Origin of the sequence: Campylobacter sp. IFREMER_LSEM_CL292 (genome assembly GCF_025771615.1) — a bacterium.
GTDB lineage: Bacteria > Campylobacterota > Campylobacteria > Campylobacterales > Campylobacteraceae > Campylobacter_D > Campylobacter_D lari_D.
This window is the reverse complement of the sequence record NZ_JAKMQP010000001.1, coordinates 187,903-204,122: the sequence shown is the minus strand read 5'-3', so window position 1 is coordinate 204,122 and position 16,220 is coordinate 187,903. Positions and strand designations below refer to the sequence as shown.

Genomic DNA, 16,220 nt, shown 5'->3' with positions numbered 1-16,220 from the left:
AAAGGATAAAAAATGGCAAAAGTTATAGGTATAGATTTAGGTACAACAAATTCTTGTGTGAGTGTATATGAAAGAGGCGAGAGTAAAGTTATCCCAAATAAAGAAGGTAAAAACACTACTCCTTCAGTAGTTGCTTTTACAGATAAGGGAGAAGTTTTAGTTGGAGATAGCGCTAAGCGTCAAGCTGTGACTAATCCTGAAAAAACTATTTATTCTATAAAAAGAATTATGGGTTTGATGATCAATGAAGAAGCAGCAAAAGAAGCTAAAAATCGCTTACCTTATCATATCACAGAGAGAAATGGGGCTTGTGCGATTGAAATAGCAGGTAAAATTTATACTCCACAAGAAATTTCAGCAAAAGTTTTAATGAAATTAAAAGAAGATGCAGAAGCTTTCTTAGGTGAAAAAGTAGAAGATGCAGTTATTACTGTTCCTGCATATTTTAATGATGCACAAAGAAAAGCTACAAAAGAAGCAGGACAAATTGCAGGGTTGAATGTATTAAGAATTATCAACGAACCAACTGCAGCAGCTTTAGCTTACGGACTTGATAAAAAAGAAAGTGAAAAAATTGTAGTTTATGATTTAGGTGGTGGTACATTTGATGTTACTGTGCTTGAAACAGGTGATAATGTTGTAGAAGTTTTAGCAACAGGCGGTAATGCATTTTTAGGCGGTGATGATTTTGATAATAAATTAATCGACTTTTTAGCAAATGAGTTTAAAGATGAAACAGGTATTGATCTTAAAAACGATGTAATGGCTTTACAAAGATTAAAAGAAGCAGCTGAAAATGCTAAAAAAGAATTAAGTTCAGCTAATGAAACTAATATTAATTTACCATTTATCACAGCTGATGCAAGTGGCCCAAAACACTTAACTAAGACTCTAACAAGAGCTAAATTTGAAAGTATGATTGATGGTTTAGTTGCTGAAACTATTAGCAAAATTAATGAAGTAGTAAAAGATGCAGGGCTTGATAAAAGTGAAGTAAAAGAAATTGTTATGGTGGGTGGTTCTACTCGTGTTCCACTAGTACAAGAAGAAGTTAAAAAAGCCTTTGGAAAAGAGCTTAATAAATCAGTAAATCCTGATGAAGTTGTTGCAATAGGTGCGGCAATTCAAGGTGCGGTTATTAAAGGTGATGTTAAAGATGTATTATTGCTTGATGTTACTCCGCTTTCTTTAGGTATTGAAACTTTAGGTGGTGTGATGACTAAAATCATCGAAAAAGGTACAACTATACCAACTAAAAAAGAGCAAGTTTTCTCAACTGCTGAAGATAATCAAAGCGCAGTTACTATCAATGTTTTACAAGGTGAGAGAGAATTTAGCCGTGATAATAAATCTTTAGGAAATTTCAATCTTGAAGGAATTCCACCAGCACCTCGTGGTATGCCACAAATTGAAGTAACTTTTGATATTGATGCAAATGGTATTTTAACAGTTAGTGCAAAAGATAAAGCTACAGGTAAGGCTCAAGAGATTAAAATCACAGGTTCAAGTGGATTAAGTGAAGAAGAAATCAATAATATGGTAAAAGATGCAGAGCTTCACAAAGAAGAAGATAGAAAACGCAAAGAAGCAGTGGAAGCTAGAAATGCTGCTGATAGCTTGGTACATCAAGTAGAAAAATCTTTAAGTGAACTTGGAGATAAAGTAGGCGATGATGATAAAGCAAATATTCAAAAAGCTTTAGATGGGTTAAAAGAGACATTGAAAAATGCTAATGCTTCTAAAGAAGAAATCGAAGGCAAAATGAAAGCTTTAAGTGAAGTTTCTCATAAATTAGCAGAAAATATGTATAAAAAAGAAGAACCAAACGCTCAAAAGAAAAAAGATGATGATGTAATCGATGCTGAAGTTGAGTAAAAATTAAACTAGAAGCCTTGTTGCTTCTAGTTTAATCAATATATTTTTTACAATCTTCTTTAAAATAATTTCTATCAAATCTTGCAAAATTATCATTATTTGGCACTTTATAACATTCAGTGAAATTTTTAGCCTTAAGAATTTTGATATAAAAACTAGGAATGGCTATGTTGTTTTTAATGCGTTTTGGCTTATCATCATAAAGTACTAAATTTAAGACTTCCAATTCTTTATTTTTCTTTGCTAAATATCTTTCTCTTTGTTCGATTTCATTCCAAATTTCTGCATTAATATCTTTTTTTTGCGGAGTGATATTGCTCATTAAAAAAGTGCTAAGTTGGGCTTGTGGGGTTGCATTCATGGATTGATTTGGTACGACATGCCCTCTTGTATAACCACTTCTTAGATAATCCTCCCAATAAGTTCTATATTTTTTAGGAATATTGGTATCATCTTTAAATTTTGGGCGTTTTTTGATGTGCCCTTGATTTAAAATTTTAGCTTCTAGTTTATAAGCAATTGCCTTAGTGCCTTTATAATTATAATCATAACAATTAATATAATAATATTTATCCATCAATAAAGAGCAGTCTTTAAAATAAGCTTTAAAGCTAGGATGTAATTCATATTGAGTATAAGCAAAAGAGCTTAAAGCTAAGGCGCAAAGTGTTAAAACTTTTTTCATGCTAAAAGCTTTCTTACCATTTCATTAAGTCTTTTACCATCAACGCTTGCACCAAAAGCTGCTTTAGCTTCTTTCATCAAAATACCTTGTTCTTTTAAAGAGCTAATTTGTAATTTTTCTATAAGTTTTTTTAGCTCACTTTCTAATTCCTCATCGCTAAGTTGTTTTGGTAAATAAGCACTTAAAATAGCTACTTCTTGGAGTTCCTTTTGTGCTAAATCTTCTCTAGAACCTTTGCTAAAAGCAAGTGCGGCTTCATTTCGTTTTTTAATCTCACTTGCAATGATTTTATATATTCTTTCATTATTAAGTGTGATTCTCTCATCAACTTCTATTTGTTTAAAGCTAGCATTAAGCGTTCTTAAAGTGTTTCTTTTAAAATCATCTTTATTACGCATAGCTTCTTTGATATCTTCTAAAATTTGATCTTTTAAACTCATTTTTTCTCCTTTAAAATTTGATATTTTTAAAATGCGCTATACACACACCTTCTCTAACACCATCATCAATCACAATGAGCTTTTGCTTATTAAATAAAGCAAAAAGTATCATTGAGCCTGCTATGAGGTATTTTTTTCTATTTTCTCCAAGATAAATTTTAGCTTTTTCTTGTTCTAAATTCCAAATTTTTAATGCAAAATCAAAAAAATCTTTGCGTTTGAGTATTTTGCCATTTACATTTTCTTCTAGGTAATCTTTGTATTTTATGTTTTGTTTATAAGCACAAAGTGTGGTAGGTACCCCTGAATTTAGTATGAAAAAATTTCCTTTTAATTTTATATCTTTACTAAGATTAAAAGCTTTTAAGACAAGTTGTTTTAAATGCGCAGGGTAGGGGCTTAGATGAATTTTTAATTTTTCATCTTTAATACGCACAAGATTTTGTGGATATTTTTTAAAAAATCTTACATAAACACTTGGTTTTATGGCTTTAAAATGCATTCTTTCATAAAAACTAATGATTCCAAAATCATAACTTTTGCTAAATTTATCATTTGAAATTTCACAAGAAGCACCGCCCAAATCACAATAACTTAAGTCTTTTCTAAAAAGTTTAAGAGCTTTAAGACGCTCTTGCATACCTAAAACGCTTAGTTTTGCTTCGGTTTTTGCATCGATTAATTTTATATCAAGTTTAAATTCTTTTTGAATTTTTTCAAAAATAAGCTTAGTATTTTTTGCTTTTCTAAAAGCAGCTGTGGCGACTGCTTTAGCTTGACTTAAGTTATAATTTTTTTCTTTTAAGATTTTCAAAGCGCTAAAAATTCTTTCTATAGCTTCATCGCTAATGGTGTCATTTTGCATATTTTTAGCTGCTCCTATGATAAATTCTTCGCTTTTTAATTTATTAAAATTCTCATCCATCAAAACAGCTCTTAATGTATTTGAACCCATATCAATACCTAGCACTAGCTCTCCTTAAAAAATTTAAAGTATAATAGCAAAAAACTTATAAGGAAAACTTATGCTTTTAGGGGTTAATATCGATCATATAGCAGTTTTAAGAGAAGCTAGAAAAGTAAATGATCCTGATTTACTTGAAGCTGCGTTTTTGAGTGCAAATTTAGCTGATCAAATCACTATCCATGTAAGAGAAGATCGTCGTCATGCTAATGAGTTTGATTTAGAAAATATCTTAAAATATTGCAAATGTGTAGTGAATTTAGAATGCTCTATTGATATGATAGAATATGCTTTAAAATACAAACCCTCACGCGTTACTTTAGTGCCTGAAAAAAGACAAGAACTTACAACAGAAGGTGGTTTAAATTTAGATAATGAAAAACTACAAGAAGCTATTAATGTTTTAAAGCAAGAGCAAATCGAAGTTTCTTTGTTTATTGATCCAAATTTAGAAGATATTAATAAATCATCTTCTTTAAATGCTGATTTTATAGAGCTTCATACAGGCTTGTATGCTAATATTTATAATGCACTATATACTAATATCAATCAAACTTCTTATGCATTGCCTGAATTAATTTTAAGTAAAAATGAACTCAAAAAGCTTTTAGAAAATGAACTCCAAAGATTAAGACAAAGTGCAAGTTTGGCTAAGAGTTTAAATTTAAGAGTAGCAGCTGGACATGGGCTTAATTATAAAAATGTAAAAAATATTGTAGATATTTTAGAAATAGAAGAGTTAAATATAGGCCAAAGTATAGTAGCAAGATCGGTTTTTGTGGGCTTAGAAAAAGCTATATTGCAAATGAAAGCTTTGATTAAAAGATGAAAAAAATTGCTATTAGCATAGGGGATTTAAATGGCATAGGTATGCAAATTTTATTATCTTGTCATGATGAGCTAGTAAAAATTTGTGATCCTTATTATTTTGTGCATTATGAATTATTTCAAAAAGCAAATAAACTTTTAAAAATAAATCCTAAATCTAAAATCAATTTAGTTGAAATTTCTAATGCTTTAAAACCACATTTTGCCTTTAAAGAAGAAAAAGAAAATTTTTTAATTTATGAGTTTTCATATCAAGCTAATAAAATTATTGATTTTGATTTTGAGTTAAATCCTGCAAATTTAGACGCTAAAAGTGGAGCTTATTCTTTTTTAAGTTTTGAAGGAGCTAGTTATTGCACGCATTTATTTTTAGATGCTTTAGTAACTTTACCGATTAATAAAAAAACTTGGCAAATGGGGGGAGTGAGCTATAAAGGTCATACTGAAGCACTAAGAGATTTTTTCAAACAAGATGCTATTATGATGTTAGGGTGTGATGAACTTTTTGTGGCTTTATATACTGAGCATATGGCTTTAAGAGATGTTTTTAAAGAGATTAAGGCTTTCAAGCTTGCGCAATTTTTAATTAATTTTTATCAATGCACTTTATTTGAAAAAATTGGTGTTTTGAGTTTTAACCCTCATGCAAGTGATAATGGCGTAATAGGCGGAGAAGAAGAGCAGGAAATAAAAAAAGCTATAAGAATGGCAAATGTATTTTTAAAAGATCATGCATTAAATTTACAAAATTTAGAAAATGAATATTTTTTAAGTCAAAAAGAAAAAGAGTTTTCTTATAAGGAAAATATTTTTTTAAGTGAGCCTTTAGTGGCCGATAGTGCTTTTACTCCTTTTGCATTAAGTAAATGCAAGTATTTAGTCAGTATGTATCATGATTTAGCCTTAGCACCCTTAAAAGCTTTGTATTTTGATAAAAGTATTAATGCGAGTTTAAATTTACCCATAGTTCGAACTAGTGTTGATCATGGAACAGCTTATGATAGGGCTTATAAAAATGAAAAAATAAACTTACAAAGTTATATGCAAGCAGTAAAATCTGCTTTACAATTTTTACAAATCAAAGAAAAAAATAAGTAAAAGTTACTAAAATATTCTTAAAATAATTTCTTAAGGAGAATGCTTGAGTAAAGACAATACCATTGCATTTTTTATTTTTATTGTAAGCGTTTTGTGTTTTTTTGTTTGGGGTTATAATTATATTCCTAATAATTCCATGATATTATTTATTCTTGCTAGTGTATTTGGAATTTTTATGGCCTTTAATGTTGGCGGTAATGATGTTGCAAATTCATTTGGCACTAGCGTGGGAGCTAAGACAGTTACTATCAAGCAAGCTTTAATTATTGCAGCAGTATTTGAATTAAGTGGAGCTGTGTTTGCAGGTGGGGAAGTAACTAATACTATAAGAAGTGGTATAGTGGTTTTACCAGATAGTGTTGATCCTATGGTGTTTGTATGTGTTATGCTTTCAGCTTTGCTAAGTTCAGGTATTTGGTTATTTATAGCAACAAAAAAAGGACTTCCAGTTTCTACTACTCATAGCATTATAGGTGGTATTGTAGGTTCAAGTATAGCTATGGGGTTTGTATTTTTTAATCAAGACCAAGCTTTTTCTATGGTAAATTGGAATGGTATTTATAAGATAGCTATGAGTTGGGTTATTTCTCCTTTACTTGGTGGACTTGTGGCGTATTTAATTTATGCTTATATTTATAAAAAAATACTTCAACCTTCGGCTTTGATTAATATGCAAATAAAAGAAATTAAAAAAGAAAAAAAGGAGTTTAAAGAAAATTTTTTTATCAATTTAAAAAACAAAAGTCAAGAAGAGCAAATTAAAGAATTAAGCGCCATTGTTTTAGATGATGATGAAAAAAGAAGTGAATATAAGTTAAAAATTAAAGAATTAAAAGAAAAAGAAAAAAATATAGATGTTTTTTCTAAAATGAAATTCCATGTTCCTTTGGTTGCAGGGATAGCTGCTTTAATAATAGCGTCAATGTTTTTATTTAAAGGTTTAAATAAAGTTTCTACTTTAGATATGGTGCAGAATTTATGGATAGTTTCTATTATTTCTATTTTTGCTTATATAGTTACTTTGGCTGTTGTAAGATTGATGAAAAAAACTGAAGTAAATAAAACTATAGAAAAGATTTTTTCGTGGTTTCAAATTTTTACTGCTTCTAGTTTTGCTTTTTCGCATGGAGCTAATGATATAGCTAATGCTCTTGGGCCATTTGCTGCGATTTTAGATGTGCTTAAAAACAACACCATTAATCCAAGTTCGCCAGTGCCATTTGCTGTAATGCTTATGTTTGGTATAGCTTTGGTTATTGGACTTTGGTTTTTAGGTAAAGAAGTTATTCAAACTGTTGGTTCAAAACTAGCAGAAATTAAGCCAACAACAGGCTTTAGTGCTGAACTTGGTGCAAGTATTGTTATACTTTTAGCAACTCAACTTGGAATTCCAGTTAGCTCAACCCATATTTTAATCGGTGCTATTTTAGGTATAGGGGTGTTTAATAAAGATGCTAAATGGGGTATGATGAAACCTATTGGTTTAGCTTGGGTTATTACTTTACCAGTTGCTGGAATTCTTTCAAGTATTATTTTTGTAATTTTTGTAAATATAATCTTATGAGTTTAAACTCATAAGATATTTTTTAGCTTCATTTAAATTAGAGCTATTTATAAAATAATCAATTTTTGCAGGTTTTTTATATACTTTATCATAATATTCAAAAAGCATTTTTACACAAAGTTCTAAATTATTCTCTTCATAATTTTTACAAAGTTTTATCTTGAAGTCTTTACTGATATAGGGTGAGATTTTCTCAACACATTGATAAAACACTTTTTTATCCATTGGAGTATAGTTTTTTAAAGCTCTTTGAATGCGTAAATTTATATCACACTCGCACCAAATTTTCTTAGCTTTTTGCATACTATTATATAAATTTAGCGGGATAGTTAAATTTCCAATTTGTCTGCTTTCAGCTTCTATAAAACAAGTTTTGTGAGTATAATCTTTTAAAAAATAAAACAACTTATCTTCAAAGGCTTTTTGGCTTGGTTGTTCTCCATAAATTTTACCAAAACTTGATCCTTGGTGGTTAGCTAGTTTTTCTAAATTTAAAGCATTATTTAAAGTTTGGATTAAATCACTTTTACCACTTGCTGTATTGCCACAAAGACATAAAAACTCAATATTTAAATCTTTCCTAAAAAACTCACTCACATAACTTCTATAGGCCTTGTATCCACCTTCTAATCTTACAACTCTATAACCAAGTTCAGCCAAGATTAAAGCAATAGCTTTTGATCTTTTACCACCTCTTGCACAATAAATTCCCACCAAAGAACCTATTTTATAATTTTGATAAAGTTTATTAATATGTTCACTCATATTTTTACAAATATAACTTGCACCTTTTGCTTTAGCTAAGCCTTTATTTTTCTTATAAAGTGTGCCTATTTCTTCAAATTCATTATCATTTAATGCGTAGTAATTTTGCGCAGATTTTATATGAGCAAGTTTGTATTCTTTGGGACTTCTTACATCAATTAAAAGATCAAAATTAAATTTTAAAAAATTTTCAAAATCAACTTCTTTATACATAGTCTTTAAAAGCTTTGCATAAGGTGGTATAAACTTTTTCCAAATCACTCCCACAAACTCTAGTTTGTCCTATGGTAGTGATAAAATTTGTATCCCCTTGCCATCTTGGGATTAAATGATAATGACAATGCGGCGCTATGCCAGCTCCTGCTGCACTGCCTAAATTCATACCTATATTAACACCCTTGGCATGAAAGTTTTCTTTTAAAATTTTAACTCCAATACGCACAAAATGGCTAATTTCTAGCCATGTATCATTATTTAAATCTTCTATATTTTCTAAATGCTCATAAGGGATAATCATGAAATGACCCGGACTATAAGGGTATTTATTCATAATGCCAAAACATTCTTTAGCTCTAAAAATTACCCCAAGTTTTTCATCTTCATTGAGTTCATACTTACAATGACAAAAAGGGCAAAAATTTTTATCTTTATTATTAAAATAAACATCCCTCCAAGGTGCGTATAAATACTCCATCAACTCTCCTTTATGCAAGCATGCAGATTTTTGATATTTTTACTTATAAGAGCTTTATTTTTTGGTATCAAAGGTAATAGCTTTTCATCTTCTAATAAAAAAATTCTAGCTCCTGCTAAAATAGCATTATTAAGATCGCTTTTGCTTTCAATATAAAAAATGGCTTCTAAGCCAAGATGTATTGCAAAATTATAAAGTTTTTTTAGTTGCATAGTTTTTAGCATTTTAGGAAATACAATAAACGCATCAGCCCCATATACTAAGCTTTCTAAAATTTGATATTCATCAAAAATAAAGTCAAATTGCACAATGGGTTTTTCATGATAGCGTCTAAAAAGACTTAAATTTTGTATGTCTTGATTAAGCAAAGGACTTGTTGGTAAAACGATAGCATCAAAATTTTCATGATTAAAATTTAAATCTTTGGAGTATAAAAAATGCGAAAGTTTTCTTTCAAGCAAAAGTGTGTAAATATCTTTAGGATAAAAAGCATTAGAAGCTAGGCTTCTGCCCAGCATATCATAAGGAAAAATTTCTTTTTTATTTTCTAGAATTTTTTGTGTTTTTGAAAAATGATTTTTTAAATCTATTGTTTTAAACATTTTTCAATGGCCTTTAAGTGATCTTTGCTTTCTTGGGAATTTGCAAATTCTTTATCGTGGAATGTTTTTTGTAAAATTTCATAAGCTTTTTTGCAATTTTTAAGTTTATAATAGCCCCAAGCTAAAGAGTCTAGGTAGTAAAGATTTTGTGGTTCTTGTTCAAGCGCCCAGCCTACTAATTCTATACCTTTTGCAATATCAATATCATATTCGATTAAGGCATAGCCATAGTAGTTTTGATATAAAGCATCGCTACGCACATCTACACTTTGTTCAAATTTTTTCATAATAGAAGCTAGAATTTTTGGATCCGTGATTTTTTTACTTTTAGAATCCATATAAATTTCAAATTCTAAAACCCCTGCCATAGAAAGGTATTTTTTATCTTTGCTAAGTTCATAATGTTTTAAAGCTATTTCGTAAGCTTTTTTATAATTTTTTGTTTGTGTATATAAGAAAATTTTAGTATCAGGATCTATGTTGTATTGTTGGACTAAATTTAGAGCTTGTTTATAATTTTTTTCTTGCACTAGTAATTCTATCATAGCATATATATATTTAATATCATTGTTGAGTTTATATAGTTTTTCAAGGGTTTGAATGCTTGCCTTATTGTTTTTTTGCTCTTGATAAATTTTTAAAAGTAGGGTGCATGTTTTAAGAGTGCATTGTGAATTTTTTACAAATTCTTCTAAAGCTTTTTTAGCTTGATCAATATTTTTATTTTTAATATTAATTTCAACTATTTTAAGTAATAAATTTTCATGTTCAAAAAGCTTATAAGCAAGATTGTATTGCTCTAAAGCTTTGGTGTATAAAGCTTTTTTAGCAAAAATATCACCTAGTATTTCATAGTTTCTATAATCTTGCTCTTCTTTAATGAGTTTATAAAGTATAGTTTCGGCTTGTTTATAATCTCCTATTTCAAAAAAATGCAAAGCATTTAATCTTGCAATAGCTGTATGATTTAAAAATTCTTTAGAGGCTTTTAAAAGTTCATCTTTTTGTTTTAAGTTAGCACCCAAAGCTAAAAGCAATGCTTTTTGCAAATAGATACTTTCATTATTTTCATGAAATAAATTTGTATAAATATCACATGCTTTTTGAAACTGTCCATGTTCTTCATAAATGAGTGCTTGTAAGATTTTATCTTCGCTTTTAGCCAAAGCAAGGTTTGTTAGGATAAAAACGATAATTAGTGAAAGCAAACCCCTATACATTCTTCTTTCAACTCCTCTTTGTGTGTTTTAAAATACTCCCAAAATGGAAAAGTTTTACATTGTTTTGGTCTATGCTTGTAAATTAAACATTTTTTATACATTGTATCAAAAAAAATACAACGATAGCCATTTTCATGCTTTACTTCTTTAAAACTATATTTAAATCCAACTTTGATAAGGTATTGTTCTTTAAAGGCTTCAAAGCTTAAATTTAAAAAAGCAGCAATAGCTTCTAGCTCTTCTTTGCTAGCATAGATATATCCACTTTCTCCAGTGCAGCATTTTCCACCGCATATTTTACAAGCATTTTCATCAAAAGAATAATCAAAGTCTTTTTCACATATCATAGCTTATAGTTCCTGTATTTTCATAAATTTCACTAATTTTTGGATTTAAAACATTATTTTCATACATAAAAAGCGTAGGCATTATCACACAAGGGCTTTTACTATTTTTTTTAATATGCATTAAAACAAGCCTTGCATTAGTTTGTGTATTGGTGTGAATGCATTGAAGAGAAACTAGCTTTAATTTAAATTGCTTTAAAGAAGCACAAATTTCATCTAAAAAACTTGCCTCATAGCACATAAAAAAACTACCATTTGGCTTGATTAAAGTATTTATTTTAGCAAACATCTTCTCAAGTGGCATAAATTCTTGATATCTTGATATACATAAATGCAAATCTTGGCTTTTTTGTGTATTTTTTTTATAAAATGGAGGATTAGAGATCAAAAAATCAAATTTTATATCACTTTTATAGTTTAAAAAGTCTTCGCAAATGCTTTGAATTTCAAGTTTATTTTCTTTAGCGTTTTTATAACTTAGTTCGATATTTTGCTCTTGAATATCTAGTAGATAAACTTTTGAATTTGGAAATTTTTGCTTTACTAAAAGTCCTAAAATTCCACATCCACATCCTATATCAAGGATATTTCCTTTTAAGTTATTTTTAGATAAAAAGTCAAAAAGTAAAAGGCTATCATTATTATAACGATAGCCTTTTGAATATTGAAAGAGTTTTAGCATTTATAAAGATGATCGCAGATTTTAAATGAATCATTTAAACCCACTACAATAGAAGCTCCGTTTTTACTCGCTATATCGCCTGCTACGAATAATCCTTTTACATTGCTTTCTTTATTTTCATCAAAGCTTGGCACACCTTTTTCATCAACTTCTATAGAGCATTTTTGTAAGAAATCAAGTGGGGTTGAACCACCAATAGCATAAATAATGCGATCATAAATTTCACTTGTATTGTTAGTGAAATTTACTTTAGCTTTACCATTTTCATCTTCAATACCAGTTATATCTATGCCGAGTTTTGCTTTTACACTGCCTTGCTCAAAAGCTTTTTGAATATCTTCAAGATTAATATCATTTAATCTTGAGAAAGTTTCTCTTCTATAGCAAAGTGTAACATCGTTATTTTTAGCTAAATCTATAGCGTATTCTGCTGCTGAATTTCCACCGCCTACAACTAAGATTTTTTCATCTTGGCTTGTTGAATTTGCATTAAAATTGATGATTTTTGTTAAAGTTATAGGTAAAGTATAGCTTGGTTTATTTGGCTTACCCATTCTACCTATGGCAATAACTGCATTTTTACAAATATAATTTTCATTTGCAGTACTAACTATGAAATTTTCTCCATCTTTTTTAATACTTTCAACTTCACTAGAAAGCTTTACTTCAAGATTATGCTCTTTAATGGCATTTTGGAAAGTTTCTATTGTGCTTTCTCTAGTTCCATCTTCAAAATTTATATGCCCGTGATTTGTGCTATCACAACCTTTATAAGCTTTGTCTACTCTTTTACCCTCTTTGTAAAATTTTACTAAGGTTTGACAAATCGCATCAGCTTTTTCTAAAACAATAACTTCTTTATTTTTTATTTTAGCTTCTACTCCAGCTGCAATACCTGCAGGGCCAGCACCAATAACTACCATATCAAAAATTTTCATTATTTCCCTTTTTTAATTTTTAGTTTATGTAAATGTATCAAAAAAACAATAATAAAAAATAAAAAACAGAAATTATTTTTATTTTGTAAATAAATTTTTTATGCTTATAAATTATTAAATTAATAAAATTTTATAATAAAGTAGATTAAAATGTGTAAAAAATATATTATTATAATATTTTTTGCATAAAATCACTTATATAAAAGCAAAAAAAACATAAAAATTATATATAGTATGCAAAAGGAGTTTTTGATGGGACAAAATACAGGACAAAGTTTAAAAAATAATTTTTTAACATTATTGTTATTATCCTTTTGCGGATCTATTATTTATGGTTTGCCTTATTTTAGAAAGTATTATTATGATGATTATATGAGTCTTTATCATTTAAATAATTTTGAAATGGGGCTTTTAGGTAGTGCTTATGGATTGCTTGGTTTGTTTTCTTATGCTTTAGGAGGTTATTTAGCAGATCGTTTTGCACCAAAAAAGTTATTGATTTTTTCTTTAATTACTACAGGACTTGGTGGTTTATTGCATTTATATTTTACTTCTTTAAATGCACTTTTGATTATTTATGGAATTTGGGGGATTACCTCATTATTAACTTTTTGGCCTTCTTTGATGAAAATAGTAAGGAGTTTAGCAAATTCTAAAGAACAAGCAAGGGCTTATGGAATTTTTGAAGGCGGTAGAGGAGTTGTTGGTGCTGCACATTTGGCTATAGCTACGAGTATTTTTGGATATTTTCAAACAAAAGCCTTAGCCGCACAAGGTATAGAAATGGTTATTGTGTTTTATTCTATAGCTCCTATTGCAAGTGCTATTTTATTGTTTTTTCTTTTGAAAGATGATATTAATGAGCAAAGTGAGAAGATTAAAATCAAAGACTTGGTTTTTCTTTTGAAAAATTCTGCTCTTTGGCTTGTGGTTGCTATTACTTTTTGTACATATTTTTTTAACATGAGTTTTTATTATTTTACTCCTTATGCAAGCAATGTTATAGGAACTTCTGCTGTTTTTGCAGCTATTTTAACGGTATTGGCTCAATATATTCGTCCGGTTTCTTCTGTAGTGGGTGGATTTATAGCAGATGGATATGGAAAAGCTAAAATAATGATGATAGGCTTTATTTTAATGGGAATTGGTGTTATTTTTTTAATGCTTAGTTCAAAATTAAATGGATTTTTACAAATGAGTGTTTTAACTTCTGCTTGTGTCATAATTTATATAGCTATGTATTCTAATTTTGGAATTTATTATTCTTTACTTAGTGAGGGAAAAATTCCTATACATTTAGCGGGTATGGCTATAGGTATTGTATCTACTTTTGGGTATTTGCCTGAAGTTTTTGCACCATTACTTGCTGGAGATTTATTAGATAGATACCCAGGTGTAAAAGGTTTTCATATATATTTTACCATCATGATAGTTATGGCTATTTTGGGTGTAATGTTTTGTTTGATTTGGATTAAAAAATACAATAAAAAGGAGATGAAATGAAGGAAATTGTTTTTAACTTTAAAAACAAGGTTAGAGTAATAGAAAATGAATGGATAGTTTTAAAAGATGGCACTAAGCTTTCATCACGAATTTGGCTTCCTCAAGTAAAAGAAAAAGTTCCTGCTATATTAGAATACATTCCTTATAGAAAAAATGATGGAACAAGGGGCAGAGATGAGCCTATGCACGGATATTTTAGTGGTAATGGTTATGCGGTTGTTAGGGTTGATATTAGAGGAAGTGGGGAATCTGATGGTTTATTAGAAGATGAATATTTAAAACAAGAACAAGATGATGCCTTAGAAGTCATTGAGTGGATTGCAAAGCAAGAATGGTGTGATGGGAATATTGGTATGATGGGTAAATCTTGGGGTGGCTTTAATTCTTTACAAGTTGCAGCAAGAAGACCTAAAAATTTAAAAGCAATTATAGTAGTAGGTTTTACTGATGATAGGTTTAATGAGGATATTCATTATAAAGGCGGATGTTTGCTTAATGATAATTTTTGGTGGGGTAATATCATGCTTGCATATCAATCACGCTTTGTTGATCCAAAAATTGATCCAAATGGTAGAAAAAAATGGCTCAATAGGCTTGAGAATATGCCTTTATGGCCCACATTATGGCTTGAGCATACTTTAAAAGATGATTATTGGAAGCATGGATCTGTTGGGGAAAATTATGATGATATACAAGTCCCTGTTTTTGCATTAGATGGATGGGCTGATTCTTATACTAATCCTGTTTTTACTCTAATGAATGGTTTGAAAGTTCCAAAAAAAGCTATCGTTGGTCCTTGGGCTCATGTTTATCCTCATGATGGCTTACCTTTGCCTGCAATGGGTTTTTTACAAGAAGCACTTAAATGGTGGGATAAATGGCTTAAAAATGAAGAAAACGATGTGCTTGAAGCTCCTATGATACAAGCATATATTGAAAATAGCTCTAAGCCAAATTCAAAAACAGAGAAAGTAGAAGGTCGTTTTGTTGCTTTAAATGATTTTAAAAATGATATTAGCTATAAAAGATACTATTTAAATCCGCATAAATTAACATGTAAAAAATCAAGTGAATTTATCAAAATTAACACTCCATTAAATCATGGGCTTTTATCAGGAGAGTGGATGGGAGCTGGTGTTTTAGGAGAAAGTCCTAGCGATCAAAGGTTGGATGATGGGATGGCAGTTGTTTTTGAAAGTGATTTTTTAGAACAAGATTTGGATGTCTTAGGCTTTCCTATGTTAAATGTAAAAATTGCAAGCGATCAAGAAAAAGCTATGCTTTTTACTCAACTTAGTGAAGTTAGAGCTGATGGTTTTGTAAAAAGAGTAAGTTATGGAGTAATCAATCTTGCATTAAGTGATAATAAAGAGCAATTTATACCTTTAAAAAAAGATGAATTTATCCAAAAGCAAATCAAACTTGATGCTTGTGGATATAGATTTGCTAAGGGTTCTAAGATAAGATTATCATTAGCAAATTCTTTTTGGCCTATGTTTTGGCCTATGCCAAAAATTTCAACCTTGACTTTAGATTTAAATGAGTGTGAATTTAATTTACCATGTTTTAATGGTCAAGATAGCAATAAAATCAATATGCAAGCACAAAGTGCTCCTTTAACTCCAATAACACTTTTAGAAGAAGGTAGGGTAGATAGAAGCATTTCTTATGATATTTTAAACGATACTTGGACTTGTATTACAGATGGTGTTGGCGGGGTTTTTGGAGAAGGTGTTTATAGATTTGATGAGGTTGATGTTTTAGTAAAGCATAATTTAAAAAGAGAATTAAAACTTCAAAATGAAAACCCATTAAGCGCGCAATATACCATTACTCAAACAATGCAAATAGGACGCGAGGGTTGTATGATGGAGGCGGATATAATCTTAACACAAACTAGTGATTTGGAGTATTTTTATATTAAGGGAAAAATAGCAGTCAAAGAAAACGATAAGCTTGTTTTTGATAAAAAATATGATTGTAAAACTAAAAGAAGTAGTTTATAAATTTTCCCA

16 protein-coding genes are annotated in these 16,220 nt (G+C 29.4%); 6 read left to right on the top strand and 10 right to left on the bottom strand.

Features of this window, described 5'->3' with window-relative positions; all coding sequences use genetic code 11:
- Positions 1 to 12: 12 nt before the first annotated feature.
- A complete protein-coding gene (gene dnaK, locus L8T82_RS00995) occupies positions 13 to 1,875 on the top strand; it encodes a molecular chaperone DnaK (protein ID WP_263725687.1) in 1,863 nt (620 codons plus the stop codon).
- 31 nt (positions 1,876 to 1,906) lie between these two features.
- Here the strand turns inward: dnaK and L8T82_RS00990 are convergent, their stop codons facing one another.
- Genes L8T82_RS00990 through L8T82_RS00980 form a run of 3 tightly spaced genes read right to left on the bottom strand, consistent with a single transcriptional unit; the run spans position 1,907 to position 3,970 of the window.
- Positions 1,907 to 2,560 carry a DNA/RNA non-specific endonuclease gene (locus L8T82_RS00990; RefSeq protein ID WP_263660078.1) on the bottom strand — a complete coding sequence of 218 codons (654 nt, stop codon included), beginning with the start codon at positions 2,558 to 2,560 and terminating at the stop codon, positions 1,907 to 1,909.
- A complete protein-coding gene (locus L8T82_RS00985) occupies positions 2,557 to 3,000 on the bottom strand; it encodes a GatB/YqeY domain-containing protein (protein WP_263666179.1) in 444 nt (147 codons plus the stop codon). Before L8T82_RS00985 ends, L8T82_RS00990 begins: the two co-directional genes overlap by 4 nt.
- Positions 3,001 to 3,010: 10 nt before the next feature.
- Positions 3,011 to 3,970 carry a Ppx/GppA family phosphatase gene (locus tag L8T82_RS00980; RefSeq protein WP_263725686.1) on the bottom strand — a complete coding sequence of 320 codons (960 nt, stop codon included), beginning with the start codon at positions 3,968 to 3,970 and terminating at the stop codon, positions 3,011 to 3,013.
- 55 nt (positions 3,971 to 4,025) lie between these two features.
- On the opposite strand from L8T82_RS00980, the gene L8T82_RS00975 reads away from it, so the two are divergent.
- From L8T82_RS00975 to L8T82_RS00965, 3 genes are read left to right on the top strand one after another with little or no spacing between them, the layout of a single operon-like run.
- Complete coding sequence (locus L8T82_RS00975; protein ID WP_263725685.1) at positions 4,026 to 4,793, top strand: pyridoxine 5'-phosphate synthase; 768 nt, start codon at positions 4,026 to 4,028, stop codon at positions 4,791 to 4,793.
- Entirely contained in the window at positions 4,790 to 5,890 is a 1,101-nt protein-coding gene (gene pdxA / locus L8T82_RS00970) for a 4-hydroxythreonine-4-phosphate dehydrogenase (RefSeq protein WP_263725684.1), read from the top strand. The genes L8T82_RS00975 and pdxA overlap by 4 nt, the downstream gene beginning before the upstream one ends.
- A gap of 43 nt (positions 5,891 to 5,933) precedes the next feature.
- Entirely contained in the window at positions 5,934 to 7,454 is a 1,521-nt protein-coding gene (locus L8T82_RS00965) for an inorganic phosphate transporter (RefSeq protein WP_263725683.1), read from the top strand.
- Here the strand turns inward: L8T82_RS00965 and mnmH are convergent.
- Genes mnmH through L8T82_RS00930 form a run of 7 tightly spaced genes read right to left on the bottom strand, consistent with a single transcriptional unit; the run spans position 7,449 to position 12,702 of the window.
- The gene (gene mnmH, locus L8T82_RS00960; protein ID WP_263660157.1) at positions 7,449 to 8,432 is read right to left on the bottom strand and encodes a tRNA 2-selenouridine(34) synthase MnmH; all 984 of its coding nucleotides are present in this window, start codon (positions 8,430 to 8,432) and stop codon (positions 7,449 to 7,451) included. The two genes, L8T82_RS00965 and mnmH, sit on opposite strands and share 6 nt — an antisense overlap.
- Positions 8,425 to 8,913, bottom strand: coding sequence for an HIT family protein (locus L8T82_RS00955; RefSeq protein ID WP_263661799.1), 489 nt, complete (start codon positions 8,911 to 8,913; stop codon positions 8,425 to 8,427). Before L8T82_RS00955 ends, mnmH begins: the two co-directional genes overlap by 8 nt.
- A complete protein-coding gene (locus L8T82_RS00950; protein WP_258107523.1) occupies positions 8,913 to 9,515 on the bottom strand; it encodes an indole-3-glycerol-phosphate synthase TrpC in 603 nt (200 codons plus the stop codon). The genes L8T82_RS00955 and L8T82_RS00950 overlap by 1 nt, the downstream gene beginning before the upstream one ends.
- Positions 9,500 to 10,735, bottom strand: a complete 1,236-nt coding sequence (locus tag L8T82_RS00945; RefSeq protein WP_220567118.1) for a tetratricopeptide repeat protein — start codon at positions 10,733 to 10,735, stop codon at positions 9,500 to 9,502. The genes L8T82_RS00950 and L8T82_RS00945 overlap by 16 nt, the downstream gene beginning before the upstream one ends.
- Entirely contained in the window at positions 10,711 to 11,082 is a 372-nt protein-coding gene (locus tag L8T82_RS00940) for a YkgJ family cysteine cluster protein (protein WP_263665189.1), read from the bottom strand. Before L8T82_RS00940 ends, L8T82_RS00945 begins: the two co-directional genes overlap by 25 nt.
- A complete protein-coding gene (locus L8T82_RS00935; protein ID WP_263725682.1) occupies positions 11,072 to 11,764 on the bottom strand; it encodes a tRNA1(Val) (adenine(37)-N6)-methyltransferase in 693 nt (230 codons plus the stop codon). Before L8T82_RS00935 ends, L8T82_RS00940 begins: the two co-directional genes overlap by 11 nt.
- On the bottom strand, positions 11,758 to 12,702 hold the full coding sequence (locus tag L8T82_RS00930; RefSeq protein WP_263725681.1) for an NAD(P)-binding domain-containing protein: 945 nt from the start codon (positions 12,700 to 12,702) through the stop codon (positions 11,758 to 11,760). The genes L8T82_RS00935 and L8T82_RS00930 overlap by 7 nt, the downstream gene beginning before the upstream one ends.
- A gap of 252 nt (positions 12,703 to 12,954) precedes the next feature.
- On the opposite strand from L8T82_RS00930, the gene L8T82_RS00925 reads away from it, so the two are divergent.
- Entirely contained in the window at positions 12,955 to 14,205 is a 1,251-nt protein-coding gene (locus L8T82_RS00925; RefSeq protein ID WP_263725680.1) for an MFS transporter, read from the top strand.
- Positions 14,202 to 16,211 carry a CocE/NonD family hydrolase gene (locus L8T82_RS00920; RefSeq protein ID WP_263725679.1) on the top strand — a complete coding sequence of 670 codons (2,010 nt, stop codon included), beginning with the start codon at positions 14,202 to 14,204 and terminating at the stop codon, positions 16,209 to 16,211. The genes L8T82_RS00925 and L8T82_RS00920 overlap by 4 nt, the downstream gene beginning before the upstream one ends.
- Positions 16,212 to 16,220: the final 9 nt, after the last annotated feature.

Bases quoted from the DNA above. Each gene is read 5' to 3' on its own strand.
- dnaK (WP_263725687.1), top strand. From the start codon at position 13: ATGGCAAAAGTTATAGGTATAGATTTAGGTACAACAAATTCTTGTGTG.
- L8T82_RS00955 (WP_263661799.1), bottom strand. From the start codon at position 8,913: ATGGAGTATTTATACGCACCTTGGAGGGATGTTTATTTTAATAATAAA.
- L8T82_RS00935 (WP_263725682.1), bottom strand. From the start codon at position 11,764: ATGCTAAAACTCTTTCAATATTCAAAAGGCTATCGTTATAATAATGAT.
- L8T82_RS00930 (WP_263725681.1), bottom strand. From the start codon at position 12,702: ATGAAAATTTTTGATATGGTAGTTATTGGTGCTGGCCCTGCAGGTATT.
- L8T82_RS00985 (WP_263666179.1), bottom strand. From the start codon at position 3,000: ATGAGTTTAAAAGATCAAATTTTAGAAGATATCAAAGAAGCTATGCGT.
- L8T82_RS00990 (WP_263660078.1), bottom strand. From the start codon at position 2,560: ATGAAAAAAGTTTTAACACTTTGCGCCTTAGCTTTAAGCTCTTTTGCT.
- mnmH (WP_263660157.1), bottom strand. From the start codon at position 8,432: ATGTATAAAGAAGTTGATTTTGAAAATTTTTTAAAATTTAATTTTGAT.
- pdxA (WP_263725684.1), top strand. From the start codon at position 4,790: ATGAAAAAAATTGCTATTAGCATAGGGGATTTAAATGGCATAGGTATG.
- L8T82_RS00945 (WP_220567118.1), bottom strand. From the start codon at position 10,735: ATGTATAGGGGTTTGCTTTCACTAATTATCGTTTTTATCCTAACAAAC.
- L8T82_RS00940 (WP_263665189.1), bottom strand. From the start codon at position 11,082: ATGATATGTGAAAAAGACTTTGATTATTCTTTTGATGAAAATGCTTGT.
- L8T82_RS00950 (WP_258107523.1), bottom strand. From the start codon at position 9,515: ATGTTTAAAACAATAGATTTAAAAAATCATTTTTCAAAAACACAAAAA.
- L8T82_RS00920 (WP_263725679.1), top strand. From the start codon at position 14,202: ATGAAGGAAATTGTTTTTAACTTTAAAAACAAGGTTAGAGTAATAGAA.
- L8T82_RS00975 (WP_263725685.1), top strand. From the start codon at position 4,026: ATGCTTTTAGGGGTTAATATCGATCATATAGCAGTTTTAAGAGAAGCT.
- L8T82_RS00925 (WP_263725680.1), top strand. From the start codon at position 12,955: ATGGGACAAAATACAGGACAAAGTTTAAAAAATAATTTTTTAACATTA.